Origin of the sequence: Streptomyces sp. AM 2-1-1, from assembly GCF_029167645.1 — a bacterium.
In the GTDB taxonomy this organism is placed as follows: domain Bacteria; phylum Actinomycetota; class Actinomycetes; order Streptomycetales; family Streptomycetaceae; genus Streptomyces.
In genome coordinates this window covers 2,730,183-2,744,538 of record NZ_CP119147.1, presented here as the reverse complement: position 1 = coordinate 2,744,538, position 14,356 = coordinate 2,730,183, and the positions used below count along the sequence as shown (strand labels likewise).

The window sequence follows — 14,356 nt, the reverse complement described above, 5'->3', positions numbered from 1 at the left end:
TACCCACGGGTACCCAAAGGCCGCCGGTGCACTTACCCTCGGCCTCATGACGGACTCGCAGGCAACGGAAACACAGGCGGCCGGAGCGCGGGCGGCGGCGGGCACCAATCCGGTCGCGGCGGCCCCCGCGGGCGCGCGCACGGCGGCCGACGTGGTCACCCCCGACCTGGTCGCCCGGCTGGTCCGCGGAGTCGTCGGATCCGGACGGACCGCCAACCACACCCCGCTGACCGGCGAGAAGCTGGCCGACCTGCCGGAGTCCACCCCCGAGGACGTGGCTACCGCCTTCGAACGGGCCCGCGCCGCCCAGCCCGTCTGGGCCGCCACCCCGGTACGCACCCGGGCCGCCGTCCTGCTCCGCTTCCACGACCTCGTCCTCCAGCGCCAGGCCGAGGTGCTCGACCTCATCCAGCTGGAGACCGGCAAGGCCCGGCTGCACGCCCACGAGGAGGTGCTGGCGGTCGCCGTCGCCTCCCGCCACTACGGGCGCAAGGCCCCCGCCTACCTGCGCCCGAAGCGGCACACCGGGGTCGTACCGACCCTCACCAAGGTCACCGAACTGCGCCAGCCGCGCGGGGTCATCGGCCAGATCGCCCCCTGGAACTACCCGCTGGAGCTCTCCGTCGGCGACGCGCTGCCCGCCTTCGTCGCCGGCAACGCCGTGGTGATGAAGCCCGACACCGAGACCGCGCTGACCGCGCTCTGGGCCCGTGACCTGCTGATCGAGGCCGGCCTCCCCGCCGAGGTCTTCCAGGTGGTGCTCGGCGAGGGACCGGTCGTCGGCCCGGAGGTCGTGCAGCGCGCCGACTACGTCTCCTTCACCGGCTCCACCCGCACCGGCCGGGAGGTCGCACAAGGCGCGGCGGCCCGGCTCGTCGGCGTCTCGCTGGAGCTCGGCGGCAAGAACGCCATGCTGGTGCTCGCCGACGCGGACGTCGAGAAGGCCGCCGCCGGCGCCGTCCGCGCCTGCTTCTCCTCCGCCGGGCAGCTCTGCATCTCCATCGAACGGCTCTACGTCCACGAGTCCGTCGCCGACGACTTCCTGGCCCGGTTCGCCGCCCGCACCAGGGCGATGCGGCTCGGCGGCTCCCTCACCTACGGCGCCGACATGGGTTCGCTCGCCGGGGAACGCCAGCTGGAGGCCGTCGTCCGGCACGTGGACGAGGCCGTCGCCAAGGGCGCCACCCTCGTCGCGGGCGGCCGGGCGCGCCCCGACATCGGCCCGCTCTTCTACGAGCCGACCATCCTCGACGGCGTCGAGGCGCCGATGGAGGTCTGCACCCAGGAGACCTTCGGCCCGGTCGTCTCGGTCTACCGCTTCCGCGACGAGGACGAGGCGGTGGAGCTCGCCAACGCCACCCCGTACGGTCTCAACGCGAGCGTCTGGACCAAGGACGGCCGTCGCGGCCACCAGGTCGCCGCCCGGCTGCGCACCGGCACCGTCAACATCAACGAGGGGTACGCCCCCGCCTACGGCAGCGTGCAGTCCCCGATGGGCGGCATGAAGGACTCAGGTCTCGGCCGCCGCCACGGCTCCGAGGGCATCCTCAAATACACCGAGGCCCAGACCGTCGCCCAGCAGCGGCTCATCCCGCTCGCCCCGTCGTTCGGCATGGACGACGAGAAGTACGCGGCGTTCATGAGCAGCAGCCTGAAGGTGATGAAGGCGTTCCGGCTGCGCTGACCCGCGCGCCGCCGTCCACGACGACCAGCAGGTCCCGACCGCCGCCCGCGCCGCGCGGCACCGCGAGGGCGCGGGCGGCGGGAACGACGCAGCGACGAGAACGAGGAGAGCCATGCCCGAGGACAGCCATGCCCCGAACCGGGACCTCCCGGTCACCGGTGCGCCGGTCACCGGTGCGCCGGTCACCGGCGGGACGGCCGCCGGTGAGCCGGTCGCCGATGCGCCGGTCACCGACGACACCGCCTTCGACTACGACGTGCTGGTCGTCGGCTCGGGCTTCGGCGGCGCGGTCTCGGCGCTCCGGCTGACCGAGAAGGGGTACCGGGTCGGTGTCCTGGAGGCGGGCCGCCGCTTCACCCCCCAGACGCTCCCCAAGACCTCCTGGGACCTGAAGAACTACCTCTGGGCCCCCGCCCTCGGCCTCTACGGCATCCAGCGGGTGCACCTCCTCGGCAAGGTCATGGTGCTGGCCGGCGCCGGCGTCGGCGGCGGCTCGCTGAACTACGCGAACACGCTGTACGTCCCGCCCGCGGCCTTCTTCGAGGACCGCCAGTGGGCCGGCATCACCGACTGGCAGGAGGAGCTGCGGCCCTACTACGACCAGGCGACCCGCATGCTCGGGGTCCGGCTCAACCCGACGATCACCCCCTCCGACCAGCACCTCAAGGCGGCCGCCGAGGCGATGGGCGTCGGCGACACCTTCCACCTGGCGCCGGTCGGGGTGTTCTTCGGCGACGGCCGGGACGCCGACGGCACCGCGAAGGCGGAGCCCGGCGGCACGGTCGCCGACCCGTACTTCGGCGGCGCCGGGCCCGACCGCAAGGCCTGCACCGAGTGCGGCGCCTGCATGACCGGCTGCCGCCACGGAGCGAAGAACACCCTCACCGAGAACTACCTCCACCTCGCCGAGAAGGCCGGTGCGGTCGTCCACCCCATGACCACCGTGGTCTCCGTCACCGAGGACCCGGCCTCACCGGGAGGCGGCCACCGCGTCGAGATCGTCCCCACCCACCGCCGCAGGGCGAAGCCCCGGACGCTCCGGGCCCGTCACGTGGTGGTCGCGGCGGGCACGTACGGCACCCAGACCCTGCTGCACCGGATGAAGGACGAGGGGCGGCTGCCCCGGCTCTCGGACCGCCTCGGCGAACTGACCCGTACCAACTCCGAGGGGCTGGTCGGGGCGCAGACCAGCGACCGGCGCTACCGCCGACGGCACGGCACGAAGCCCGACTTCACCAAGGGCGTCGCCATCACCTCGTCGATCCACCCGGACGCCAGCACCCACATCGAGCCCGTCCGCTACGGCAAGGGCTCCAACGCCATGGGTGGCCTCACCATCCTCCAGGTGCCGTACGCCCGGCGGCGGGTCCTGGCCTGGTTCGGCAGCGTCGTCAAGCACCCGGCGCTCGCGGTCCGCTCGCTCTCCAACCGCAAGTGGTCGGAGCGGACCATCATCGGGCTCGTCATGCAGTCGCTCGACAACTCGCTGACCGCCTACCGCAAGCCGAGCGGCCTCGGCAAGGGCCTGCTCACCGCCCGGCAGGGCCACGGCGCCCCGAACCCGACGCAGATCGCGGAAGCCACCCGGGCCGCCTCGCTGCTCGCGGCGGAGATCAACGGATTCGCCGGCTCCAACATCGGCGAGCTGATGGGCACCCCGCTCACCGCCCACTTCCTCGGCGGCTGCCCGATCGGGGCGAGCGCGGGCGAGGGCGTCATCGACCCGTACCACCGGCTGCACGGCCACCCCGGCATCTCGGTCGTCGACGGTTCGGCGGTCTCCGCCAACCTCGGCGTCAACCCGTCGCTGACGATCACCGCACAGGCCGAGCGGGCCATGTCCTTCTGGCCCAACAAGGGGGAGCCGGACCCGCGACCCGCCCAGGGTGCGGCGTACGAGCGGCTGGCGGCGGTGAAGCCGGCCGCCCCGGTGGTCCCCCAGGAGGCGTTCGGCGCGCTGCGGCTGCCGTTCCTGGGCATCCCGGCCGTACCGCCGAAGGTCTGAGCAACGGGGTCCCGGCTTCTCCGAGAGGCCGGGGCCCGGAGCCGTGGGCGTGGAAGCGGGTGGGGGCCGGCCCCGGGCGTGCCCGGAGCCGGCCCCCCTCGGGGTGACCGGGCTGCTGTCCCTCGCCGGCCGGTCACCAACGCCGGAACGCGGTCCCACGACGCACCCGGGACACGTCACACGTCCCGACGGGGCCCCGCGCCGTCCTGCCGATGCCGCCCCCGGCCGGCGCGGACACCCCGGACGGCGAGGGCCGCCCCGGCCCGGTCACCCTCCGTACGGGTGAGACCGGGCCCGAACGGGGTGCGGCCGCGCGGGCGCGCTCCGCACCCCGGCACCGCGCCGGGGTCACACCCGGCCGCGGCAGAGTTCCAGCAGCGTCATCGCGAGCGGGGTGCCGGGCTTCCCGAGCGCGTCGCGGAAGCGGCCGAGCACCTCCATCTCGCGGGAGAGGTTCACCCGGCGGCCCCCTGAGGTGATCCGCGCCTCCTGGATGACCGCGGACACCGCCATCCGCTCCTGCACGAGACCGATGATCCGGTCGTCCAGGGCGTCGATCCGCTCGCGGGCGCCCCCGATCAGCTCGGCGGCCTCCTCGGTGCGCGCGCCGGTCGCCTCGGTCGCGGTCTTCATGGCCGTCGTCTTCGCGGTGGGGGTGGTGGCCGGGGTGGTGGTGAGGGTCATGGTCGGACTCCTGATCGGGGTACGGGCCCCGGCCGACGGCCCCCGAACGCCAAGACGCCCCGGGCCTGTCGGCCCGGGGCGTCCGGAAGGGTGCTCGTCAGTTGCTCAAGCAGCACGACCATGACACCCGGCGGGCCGGGTGCCATAGGTAAAGACGGAGATCGTGTGCTGACGCATGGCAGCCAGTATGGACCCGCCCCGTGCCGCACCCGCACGGGAGCCCGGATGGTGAGACGGCGGCGGGAACGGGAGGAGGAAGGCTCTTCGACGAGGCCGGTAGCATGGAAGGACCGACCCCTCTCACCGCCGGAAGGCCGCCTCGTGCCAGCAGCACCCCCCGCCGCCCCCGACATGACCACCGACGTGGTTCTCGTCGTCGACTTCGGCGCGCAGTACGCCCAGCTCATCGCCCGCCGCGTCCGCGAGGCCCGGGTCTACAGCGAGATCGTGCCGTCCACCATGCCGGTGGCCGAGATGCTGGCCAAGAACCCGCGCGCGATCATCCTGTCCGGCGGTCCGTCCTCGGTGTACGCGGAGGGGGCGCCCTCGATCGACCGTTCGCTGTTCGAGGCCGGGGTGCCGGTCTTCGGCATGTGTTACGGCTTCCAGCTGATGGCGACCACGCTCGGCGGCACCGTCGACGACAACGGCGCCCGCGAGTACGGCCGCACCCCGCTGACCGTCAGCAAGTCGGGCTCCACCCTCTTCGAGGGCACGCCCGACGAGCAGGCCGTGTGGATGTCGCACGGTGACGCCTGCTCCGCCGCCCCCGAGGGCTTCACCGTGACCGCGTCCACCGACGTCGTCCCCGTCGCCGCCTTCGAGAACGACGAGAAGAAGCTCTACGGCGTCCAGTACCACCCCGAGGTCATGCACTCGACCCACGGGCAGCAGGTCCTGGAGCACTTCCTCTACCGGGGCGCCGGCATCGAGCCGACCTGGACGACGACCAACGTCGTCGACGAGCAGGTCGCACTCATCCGCGAGCAGGTCGGCACCAAGCGCGCCATCTGCGGCCTCTCCGGCGGCGTGGACTCCGCGGTTGCCGCGGCCCTCGTGCAGAAGGCCATCGGCTCGCAGCTGACCTGCGTCTACGTCGACCACGGTCTGATGCGCAAGGGCGAGACCGAGCAGGTCGAGAAGGACTTCGTGGCCGCCACCGGCGTCCAGCTGAAGGTCGTCGACGCCGAGAAGCGCTTCCTCGACGCGCTCGCCGGAGTCTCCGACCCGGAGCAGAAGCGCAAGATCATCGGCCGCGAGTTCATCCGCGTCTTCGAGCAGGCGCAGGCCGAGATCGTCGCCGAGGGCGCTGCCGACGGCGAGCAGGTCGCCTTCCTCGTGCAGGGCACCCTCTACCCGGACGTCGTCGAGTCCGGCGGCGGCACCGGCACCGCCAACATCAAGTCCCACCACAACGTCGGCGGTCTCCCCGACGACATCGAGTTCGAGCTCATCGAGCCGCTGCGCCAGCTCTTCAAGGACGAGGTCCGGATGGTCGGGCAGGAGCTCGGCCTGCCGGAGGAGATCGTCCAGCGCCAGCCGTTCCCCGGCCCCGGCCTCGGCATCCGCATCGTCGGCGACGTCACCAAGGAGCGCCTCGACCTCCTGCGCGAGGCCGACGCCATCGCCCGCGAGGAGCTGACGGCGGCCGGTCTCGACCGCGAGATCTGGCAGTGCCCGGTGGTCCTCCTCGCCGACGTCCGCTCGGTCGGCGTCCAGGGCGACGGCCGCACCTACGGCCACCCGATCGTGCTGCGCCCGGTCTCCTCCGAGGACGCCATGACGGCCGACTGGTCGCGCCTGCCGTACGAGACGCTGGCGAAGATCTCCACCCGCATCACCAACGAGGTCGCCGACGTCAACCGCGTCGTCCTCGACGTGACGAGCAAGCCGCCGGGGACCATCGAGTGGGAGTAGTCCTCCCGGGTCCCTGACGATGCCGCCGCACCCCCCGTGGGAGCGGCGGCATCGCCGCGTCCGGACCTCCCCGGCACGATCGCCGTTGCCCGGATCGGTCACCCGGCAAACCCGATGCGGCCGAGCGGCGTCCGGTACGGCACAATCCAGGGACATCGTGGGTGAGTTGGTTCCACCGGGGCGGGAAAGGGCGGCGTACGTCGTGGCGTTGGACGAGGCGAGGCCCGGCAGGGCGCACGGCGGGGGCTGTACGTGCGGCGACTGCCCGCACGGAGCACACGAGGGACACCGGCGCGCGGTCGCCGCCTTCCTCGCACAACGGGACGCGTTCGCCGCCGGCAAGGGGTTGCCCGCCGGGGTGGCCCAGTCGCCCTCGGCCTCCCGGCAGTGGGTCTCCGACGAGCTCACCGGTTCCGCCCGGGCGGTCGCCGACCGCGGCCGGGAGGCCGGGGACGCCTGGCTCCACCAGGTACGGCAGCGGACCCTGGTGGTCCTCGCGGGCGCCCTCGTCGTGCTCGTCCTCGGGGAGACGGCCACCGCCGTGGGGGCCGGCTGGTCCACCGCCCGGACCGCCGGGCTGATCGCCGGAGCGGTGACCGCGGCGCTGCTCGCCGTCGCCGCCTCGTACCACCGGGCGCGCGGCGGTCTGCTCGCCCCGCTCATCGGCGAGGACAACCGGCTCTCCACCTCGCGGACCGTCGCCGCCGTCTGGGTGCTGCTCGCCGTCTTCGCCGTCCTCGTCCTCTCCCTCCAGCTCGCCGGCGCCTCCGACCACGGCGAGCGCGACGCGCTCGTCGAAGGGCTGGACCTGATGCGCTCGGCGGGAGTGCTGACGGTGCTGGCGCTGGTGTGCGCGGTCGCCGTCGTGGTCCGCAGGGTCGTCTCCGTACGCGTCCTGGAGCGGCGGCTCCAGAAGCTGCGGGCCGACCGGCCGCGCGCCGCCGACCTGCTGACCGACGACTCCGGGCGCGGCAGTTTCACGGACGTGCAGTACGTGCTGGTGAGCGGCGTCGCCGTGCTCTTCGCGGCGGTCCGCCTCGCCCGCAGGCCCGAGCAGCTCCCGGACCTGCCGTGGGGACTCGCGCTGCTGGTGGCGGTCTCGGCGGCGACCTACTTCGCGGGGAAGTACGCGGAGGGCGGCCGGCCGGTGGTCCACTCCGTCGTCCGGGCCCGCGAGGCCGGCGACCTGGACGCCCCCGTCCGTACCGGTGACGACATCGAGATCCGCGGCGCGGGCTTCGTACCCCCCGGCTCGGGCGGCCCCGGCGAACTGGCCCGGCTCGTCGTCCGGATAGGGACGGTCCACGTCCACGTGCCGCTGATCCCGGTCACCGGCGGCTTCGCCAACCCGACCGACACCGTCCTCACCGTGCCCGTCCCGGTGGAGGTCGAGCCGGGCTCGGTCGACGTCCAGGTGGTGACGGCCGCCGGCGTGGAGACCAACAGCTGCCGGATCGACGTGACGGACTGAGCCGGAACGCTTTCCCCACCCGCAGCCCCGCAGGCCAGGAACGCTGCCGGCCGCACCCCGGGTCACGGATCGCACGGCGCCCCATCACCCACCCGCCGCACGGCGCCCAGGGCCCGCCCCACAGCGGCTGGCCGGATGCCGCAGAAGTAGGGGTACGGGTACGTACCCGTACCCTAGGTGGGTGGGAAGGAGCACGACGATGTCCGATGCCAATGTCCGTATCTCCGAGGAAGCCAAGGACCGGCTGGCCGCGATCGCGGCGGCGGAGGGTCTGTCGCTGCGCGCGTACCTGGCGCGGCTGGCGGAAACACTGCTGACGCCGGCGGAGCGGGCCGAGCGGGCGGAGCAGGCCAGGGCGGCGCTGAAGGAGTGGAGCGGGTACGCCCCGACGCCGTCCGAGCAGGACGACCTGGACCTCGAGCTCGACCGGCGTCTGGCGCGGGTGACCGGCCGGTGAGCGACCCCGTGCACATCGTCCTGGACGACACGGCGATGGCGGCGGCCGGTCAGGGCAACGTCCTCGCTTCCCGCCTGATCCACCGGGCGCACGCCGAGTCGGGCTGGTTCCTCTACGTTCCGGCGTGCGCGCTCGTCGAAGCCGACCGGGCCCGGCCCGGCACCGCCGAACACCTCGCCTCGCTCCCCGGCATCACGGTCCTCGACCTTGACCTCGCCGCCGCGCTCGCCGTGGCCCGGGAGGAGACGTGGGCCGCCGCTCACAGCCGTCACACGGCGCAGCCGACACCGGACCGCCCGGACGGGGCGATCATCGCGACCACGGCACCTGCCCGGTGGGCGGGTGAGCCGGTCCGCGTCCTGGACCTCAGGTCCTGAATCCCGCCGTACGTACGAGCGCGCGGCCGCCGGTGGCGGAGGAGGCCGGCCGCGGCGGCCCGGACCTCCCGGCCCACCGACTGCTGAACAAGCCCGAGCGGCGGAAATGCTCAGCCCCAAGCCACCCCGTACGGGTGTTCTTACGTATGGTCTCTTGACGGGACCACGGAAGATGGGGCAGTGCATGCAGGGCTACGGAAACAACGGTTACGGACGCGTCCCCGGCGAGGCCAGGGGGCTGCGGGAGCAGGCGCGCCAGTACGCGCTGCTGCCGCTGCGCGTCTTCCTCGGGGTGACCTTCATCTACGCCGGGCTCGACAAGCTGACGGACAGCGCCTTCCTGTCCGCGAACGGCGCCGGTTCGCTCGGTGAGCAGATGCGCGGGATCCGCGACTCCGCCGGTGCTCCCTGGCTCGTCGATCTGGCGCTGCACAGCCCGGTCGGCTTCGGGTACGCCCTCGCGCTCGGCGAACTCGCCGTGGGCATCGGCACCCTGCTCGGCCTCTGGGGCCGCATCGCCGCCCTCGGCGGCGCGCTGATCTCGCTGAGCCTCTGGCTGACCGTGAGCTGGCAGGCCACCCCGTACTACTACGGCAACGACCTCGTCTACCTCATGGCCTGGCTGCCGCTGCTGCTCGCCGGGTCGGGCCCCTTCTCGCTGGACACGCTCCTGCCGCCGCGCCGGCGCCGGAGCATGTAGGCGACCGCCGCGGCCGCCGCGGCGAGAACGAGACCGCCGCCCAGCACCGCCACGAAGAAGATCCGGGGCGCGTGCCAGGCGCCGGTCCAGTCGGCCGCGTAACCGCCCGACAGGGCCAGCATGGTCAGGCCCGTCACCGCCCGGCCGGGCTGGAACTCATGAAGCAGCACGGGTGACCTCCACCTGTCCGAGTCCGACTTCCAGGCGCAGCTCGATCGTGCCGGCCGGATCCGCGCCCTTCGGGGGCGCGAGGGTGCGGGTGGCCTGCCGGTCCGGGGCGATGTCGATGTCCTGCCCGGCCGGGTCCCCCGGCAGGGTCACGTCCCCGAGCCCCACCTCGGCCCGGACCCGGACCGTGGCGTCCCGGGGTACGACGACCACCACGCGACCCGCCCCCGCCTCCACCCGGGTGGACAGGGTGGCCGCGGGCGGGACCGCCAGTCCGGACAGGTCGAGCCGGGCGGAGCCGGCGCCGATGTCGTAGGACGGCTGGAGGGCGGCGGGTGTGGTGGGGCGCCACTGGGCCCGCGCCCACGCCGTCCCGATGTCCCGGGGGAGTACGGAGGCCGCCGCGAGCACCCCGGTGACGATCAGTGCGAACACCAGCGTCCCGAAACCGGTCCGGCCGAGGAACGACGAGATCAGCAGCCCCAGCCCGAGGACCGCGAGGGCCGCGACGGCCCCGATCTGCAGGCTCTCGCCCAGCGGGCGGGTGTGCCATCCCGGCCATGCGGCGGCCACCCCGGCGAGGACGGCGAGGAACCGCACCAGCCCGCCGAAGGCGTGCGGCCGGTCCCGCCGCTCCCTCGCCCCGGTGGCGCCGCGCGGTGCGAAGGTCCCGTCGCGCCCCCGGCCCGCGCCCGCCTGCCGGTCGTCCCGGTCGGGCAGCGCGTCCGCCGGGCCCCAGAGGTACCCCTCGCCCATCGGCCCCGTGGTGCCGTCCTTGACGATCGGGTCGCGCCACCAGGACGGGCCGGACGGCGTGGGGGGCGCCTTGACCTCGGGCGGCACCGTGCCGAGACCGGAGGGCGGCGCGGTCGGGGCCGTACCCGGTGCGGGCGGAGCCGCGCCCCCGTCGGCCGCGCCCGGCGCCCCCTCCGGCGCGGCCGGCCGGCCGTGCCGCGTCCACACTCCGAACCCGGCGACGGCCAGTACCAGCAGCGCGGCGAACGCCAGCACCCCGCTGTTGCCGATCATCGCGAGGAAGAGCCCGCAGCCGACCAGCGCGAGGAGGAGCGCCACCAGCGAGGCGCCCTCGACCCGGCCGGAGAGCAGCCTGCGGACCTCGTTCTCCTCCTCGCCCTCCACCGGGAGCAGCAGCCACGCGAAGCCGTAGAGGATCAGACCGGTGCCGCCCGCGACGGCGAGTACCCCGAGCACGACGCGGAAGATGACCGGATCGACGTCGAAGTACCGGCCGAGCCCGCCGCACACCCCCGCCACCACCTTCTGCCGGGGACTCCGCCTCAGCTGCGGTCTCTGCGCGCCCGGGGGAGCTTCGCCGGGGGGCGCGGCGGCGGTGGAAGGGGTCATGGCTCCATGGTGACGACCCGCGGGCGCCCGCGGCACCCCCGGCGACCCTGGTCGTTCCCTGATATGGGAGTAGGGGACGGCCCTGATGCCCCGCCCCACCCGGACGTGTGACGATCGGTCCATGCCAACCGCCACGTCCCGAGCCGCCGGTGCACCGGTCACCGACCCGGAGGAGCCACCGGTGCGCAAGCTGTACCGCAGCGCCGAAGGGCGGATGCTGGGCGGTGTCGCGCGCGGCCTCGCCGGTCACCTCGGACTGCCGGTCGCCTGGGTACGGATCGTCTTCCTCGGGCTCTTCCTCGCGGACGGTCTCGGCGCCCTGCTCTACGCGGTGTTCTGGATCGTCGTCCCCCTCGGCGTCGGCGGCGTCGCGACCGCGCACTCCCTCTTCGAGACGGCTCCCGACGGCAGCCGCCGGCTGCGCAAGCCCGACGCGGGACAGGTCTTCGCGCTCGTCGCACTCTTCGTCGGGGCCCTGATCTTCGTCGCCAACGTGAACATGGGCAGCGGCGCCGACCGCTACATCTGGCCGATCCTCCTCATCGGCGCCGGCTCCGTCCTGGTGTGGCGGCAGGCCGACAACGCCCGCCGCGCGCAGTGGATGGAGGTGGGCCGCCGCCGGGGCATGCTGCACCTCGCGCGCGGCCTCGCCGGAGTCGCGCTCGTCGGCCTCGGGCTCGCCGCGTTCATGGTGGTGCGCGGTTCGGCCGCCCAGCTCGGCAACGTCCTCACCGCCGCCATCGCGGTCCTCACCGGCATCGCGCTGCTCGCCGGCCCGTACCTCGTCCGCATGACGCAGGACCTCTCCGAGGAACGCCTGATGCGCATCCGCGCCCAGGAACGCGCCGAGGTCGCGGCCCACGTCCACGACTCCGTGCTGCACACCCTCACCCTGATCCAGCGCAACGCCGAGGACGCCGGCGAGGTCCGCAGACTGGCCCGGGCCCAGGAGCGCGAGCTGCGCAACTGGCTGTACGACCCCGGCGGCACCGGCAAGGACACCGACGACGAACCGGCCACCCTCGCGGAGGCGGTGAAGCGCGCCGCCGCCGAGGTCGAGGACAAGCACGGCGTACCGCTGGAGGTGGTCGTCGTCGGCGACTGCCCGCTGGACGAGAAGCTCACCGCCCAGCTCCAGGCCGCGCGCGAGGCGATGGTGAACGCCGCCAAGTACGGTGGCGAGGGCGGCGCGGTCCAGGTCTACGCGGAGGTCGAGGGCCGGACGGTCTTCGTCTCCGTACGCGACCGGGGCCCCGGATTCGACCTGGACGCGGTTCCCGAGGACCGCATGGGCGTACGAGAATCGATCATCGGCCGGATGCGGCGCAACGGCGGTACGGCCCGGCTCCGGTCGGTGCCCGGCGGCGGCACGGAAGTCGAGCTGGAGATGGAGAGGGCGGGCGAATGACCGAGAACACCGAGACGACGACCCAGGGACCCGAACGCCGGGTACGGGTCGTCCTCGTCGACGACCACCGGATGTTCCGCACGGGGGTCCAGGCAGAGATCGGCCGCACCGAGGAGACCGGCGTGGAGGTCGTCGGCGAGGCCGCCGACGTCGACCAGGCGGTCACCGTCATCACGGCCACGCGCCCCGAGGTCGTCCTCCTCGACGTCCACCTTCCCGGCGGCGGCGGGGTCGAGGTGCTGCGCCGCTGCGCCCCGCTGATGTCGGCCGCCGAGAACCCGGTCCGCTTCCTCGCCCTCTCCGTCTCCGACGCGGCCGAGGACGTCATCGGGGTCATCCGGGGCGGCGCCCGCGGCTACGTCACCAAGACGATCACCGGCGCCGACCTCGTGAACTCCGTCTTCCGGGTCCAGGAGGGCGACGCCGTCTTCTCGCCCCGGCTGGCCGGCTTCGTGCTGGACGCCTTCGCCTCCACCGACGCCCCGCCGGTCGACGAGGACCTGGACCGGCTCACCCAGCGCGAGCGCGAGGTGCTGCGGCTGATCGCCCGGGGGTACGCGTACAAGGAGATCGCCAAGCAGCTCTTCATCTCGGTGAAGACGGTGGAGTCGCACGTCTCGGCGGTGCTGCGCAAGCTCCAGCTGTCGAACCGTCACGAGCTGACCCGCTGGGCGACCGCCCGCCGCCTGGTCTGACGGGCGTACGCCCCGGGACCGGACCGGCCCGTCACGGCTGGCCGGTGTCACCGCCCGGGGCACGTCGTTCTCACGCCACCCGGGTCGCCCCCGCGAACGGCATCTCGTCGATCGGGGCGACGCGTACCGGGGCACCCGGGCGCGGGGCGTGGATCATCTTGCCGTCGCCGACGTACAGGCCGACGTGGCTGATCCCGGAGTAGAAGAACACCAGGTCGCCGGGGGCGAGCCGAGCGCGGGAGACCCGCTGCCCGGCGTTGATCTGGGTGTAGGTGGTGCGCGGCAGCGAGACGCCTGCGGCCCTCCAGGCGGCCTGGGTGAGGCCGGAGCAGTCGAACGCGGACGGGCCGGTGGCCCCCCAGACGTACGGCTTGCCGAGCGCCCCGTACGCGAAGGCGACCGCCTGCGCGGCGCGGCCGTTCGGGGCGGACGGGGCGCCGGCGGACGGAGTGGCGGACGCGCCGGACGCCGTGGCGGAGGGCGAGCCGGTGGCGGAGGCGCCGGTGGCCGGGACCGCCTCGTCGGCTCGCTGGGCCGCCTCGTAACGGGCGCGTTCGGCGGCGGTGAGCGTCTGCAGCAGGCGCCGGGCATCGGCGAGGCTGGAGGTGATCTCCTTCTTGTGCCGCGCCAGTTCGGCCTCGCGGGCGGCGAGTACGGCGGACTCGCCCTCGGCGCGGGCCCGGATTTGGCTGATCCCGTTGATCCGGCGCTGGATGCCGCTGAGGGCCCCCGCCTGGCGGTCGCCCGCCAGCTCCACGTACGAGGAGCGCTCCAGGTACTCGTCGGGGTCGGAGGAGAGCGCCAGCTGGAGCGCGGGATCCAGGCCCCCGGCGCGGTACTGCGCGGCGGCGAGCGAACCCAGGGCGGCGCGTGAGGTGTTGAGCTGCTCGGTGCGGCGGGCCGCCTCGTCGCGGAGCGCGTCCACGGACCGGGCGGCGGCGGTGGCCTTCTCCCTGGCCCCGTTGTACCGCTCGGTGGCGGCCTCGGCGTCCCGGTAGAGCTGGTCCACCTCGGCCTTCACCTGCGCCGCCGTCCGCCGGGGCTCGGCCTGGGCGGAGCCGGTCGCGGCGGTCGCGGTGGCCGCTCCGGCGAGTGCCAGGGCGGCGGCGGAGCGGGCGGCGGCGCCGCTGAACAGGCGCTGCCCGGGTTTGCGGTGAGCGGCTTTGCGGTGCGCGGCCACGAGGGCTGCATCCTTTCTGTCGACTGCCCGCCCGGGGGATACCGGCGGGCCCGTCGGACCCCGGCGGCGCGCGCCGCACGGGGGAGGGCGGGCACCACCGGAATCTTCCGGCCAGGCGACCGGTGCCACCCCGTCACGGGGCGGCAAGGCGGGCCGGTCACCTGGGAGGGACGCTAACCCCGGAGAACCGCCGGAAGGCGCCATGATCGGAAATGACCCCCGGTGACGTTTCGTCCACCTCTCCC

13 protein-coding genes are annotated in these 14,356 nt (G+C 74.0%); 9 read left to right on the top strand and 4 right to left on the bottom strand.

Features of this window, described 5'->3' with window-relative positions; genetic code table 11:
• Positions 1-46: 46 nt before the first annotated feature.
• Positions 47-1,684 carry a succinic semialdehyde dehydrogenase gene (locus PZB77_RS11595; RefSeq protein WP_275492507.1) on the top strand — a complete coding sequence of 546 codons (1,638 nt, stop codon included), beginning with the start codon at positions 47-49 and terminating at the stop codon, positions 1,682-1,684.
• A gap of 112 nt (positions 1,685-1,796) precedes the next feature.
• Entirely contained in the window at positions 1,797-3,689 is a 1,893-nt protein-coding gene (locus PZB77_RS11590; RefSeq protein ID WP_275492506.1) for a GMC family oxidoreductase, read from the top strand.
• A 348-nt stretch (positions 3,690-4,037) separates the two neighbouring features.
• Here the strand turns inward: PZB77_RS11590 and PZB77_RS11585 are convergent, their stop codons facing one another.
• The gene (locus tag PZB77_RS11585) at positions 4,038-4,373 is read right to left on the bottom strand and encodes a chorismate mutase (RefSeq protein WP_275492505.1); all 336 of its coding nucleotides are present in this window, start codon (positions 4,371-4,373) and stop codon (positions 4,038-4,040) included.
• A gap of 321 nt (positions 4,374-4,694) precedes the next feature.
• Between PZB77_RS11585 and guaA the strand changes: the two genes are divergently transcribed.
• The 5 genes from guaA (at position 4,695) to PZB77_RS11560 (ending at position 9,295) form a co-directional block, all read left to right on the top strand.
• The gene (gene guaA, locus PZB77_RS11580; RefSeq protein WP_275492503.1) at positions 4,695-6,290 is read left to right on the top strand and encodes a glutamine-hydrolyzing GMP synthase; all 1,596 of its coding nucleotides are present in this window, start codon (positions 4,695-4,697) and stop codon (positions 6,288-6,290) included.
• A gap of 202 nt (positions 6,291-6,492) precedes the next feature.
• A complete protein-coding gene (locus tag PZB77_RS11575; RefSeq protein ID WP_275492502.1) occupies positions 6,493-7,761 on the top strand; it encodes a hypothetical protein in 1,269 nt (422 codons plus the stop codon).
• Positions 7,762-7,960: 199 nt separating this feature from the next.
• Positions 7,961-8,218: a hypothetical protein gene (locus tag PZB77_RS11570; RefSeq protein ID WP_275492501.1), complete on the top strand. Its 258-nt coding sequence runs from the start codon at positions 7,961-7,963 to the stop codon at positions 8,216-8,218.
• Positions 8,215-8,595 carry a hypothetical protein gene (locus PZB77_RS11565; RefSeq protein ID WP_275492500.1) on the top strand — a complete coding sequence of 127 codons (381 nt, stop codon included), beginning with the start codon at positions 8,215-8,217 and terminating at the stop codon, positions 8,593-8,595. Before PZB77_RS11570 ends, PZB77_RS11565 begins: the two co-directional genes overlap by 4 nt.
• Before the next feature lie 184 nt (positions 8,596-8,779).
• Entirely contained in the window at positions 8,780-9,295 is a 516-nt protein-coding gene (locus PZB77_RS11560; RefSeq protein WP_275492499.1) for a DoxX family protein, read from the top strand.
• Here PZB77_RS11560 and PZB77_RS11555 read toward each other — a convergent pair.
• Positions 9,202-9,465 (bottom strand): hypothetical protein, encoded by a 264-nt coding sequence (locus tag PZB77_RS11555; protein ID WP_275492498.1) that lies wholly within the window; start codon positions 9,463-9,465, stop codon positions 9,202-9,204. The two genes, PZB77_RS11560 and PZB77_RS11555, sit on opposite strands and share 94 nt — an antisense overlap.
• Positions 9,452-10,828 (bottom strand): PspC domain-containing protein, encoded by a 1,377-nt coding sequence (locus PZB77_RS11550; RefSeq protein ID WP_275492497.1) that lies wholly within the window; start codon positions 10,826-10,828, stop codon positions 9,452-9,454. Before PZB77_RS11550 ends, PZB77_RS11555 begins: the two co-directional genes overlap by 14 nt.
• Positions 10,829-10,949: 121 nt before the next feature.
• Between PZB77_RS11550 and PZB77_RS11545 the strand changes: the two genes are divergently transcribed.
• On the top strand, positions 10,950-12,236 hold the full coding sequence (locus tag PZB77_RS11545; protein ID WP_275492496.1) for an ATP-binding protein: 1,287 nt from the start codon (positions 10,950-10,952) through the stop codon (positions 12,234-12,236).
• On the top strand, positions 12,233-12,931 hold the full coding sequence (locus PZB77_RS11540) for a response regulator transcription factor (RefSeq protein ID WP_275492495.1): 699 nt from the start codon (positions 12,233-12,235) through the stop codon (positions 12,929-12,931). Before PZB77_RS11545 ends, PZB77_RS11540 begins: the two co-directional genes overlap by 4 nt.
• A gap of 70 nt (positions 12,932-13,001) precedes the next feature.
• On the opposite strand, the gene PZB77_RS11535 is transcribed toward PZB77_RS11540, so the two are convergent.
• Positions 13,002-14,111, bottom strand: a complete 1,110-nt coding sequence (locus PZB77_RS11535; RefSeq protein WP_275492494.1) for a C40 family peptidase — start codon at positions 14,109-14,111, stop codon at positions 13,002-13,004.
• Between the last annotated feature and the right edge of the window lie 245 nt (positions 14,112-14,356).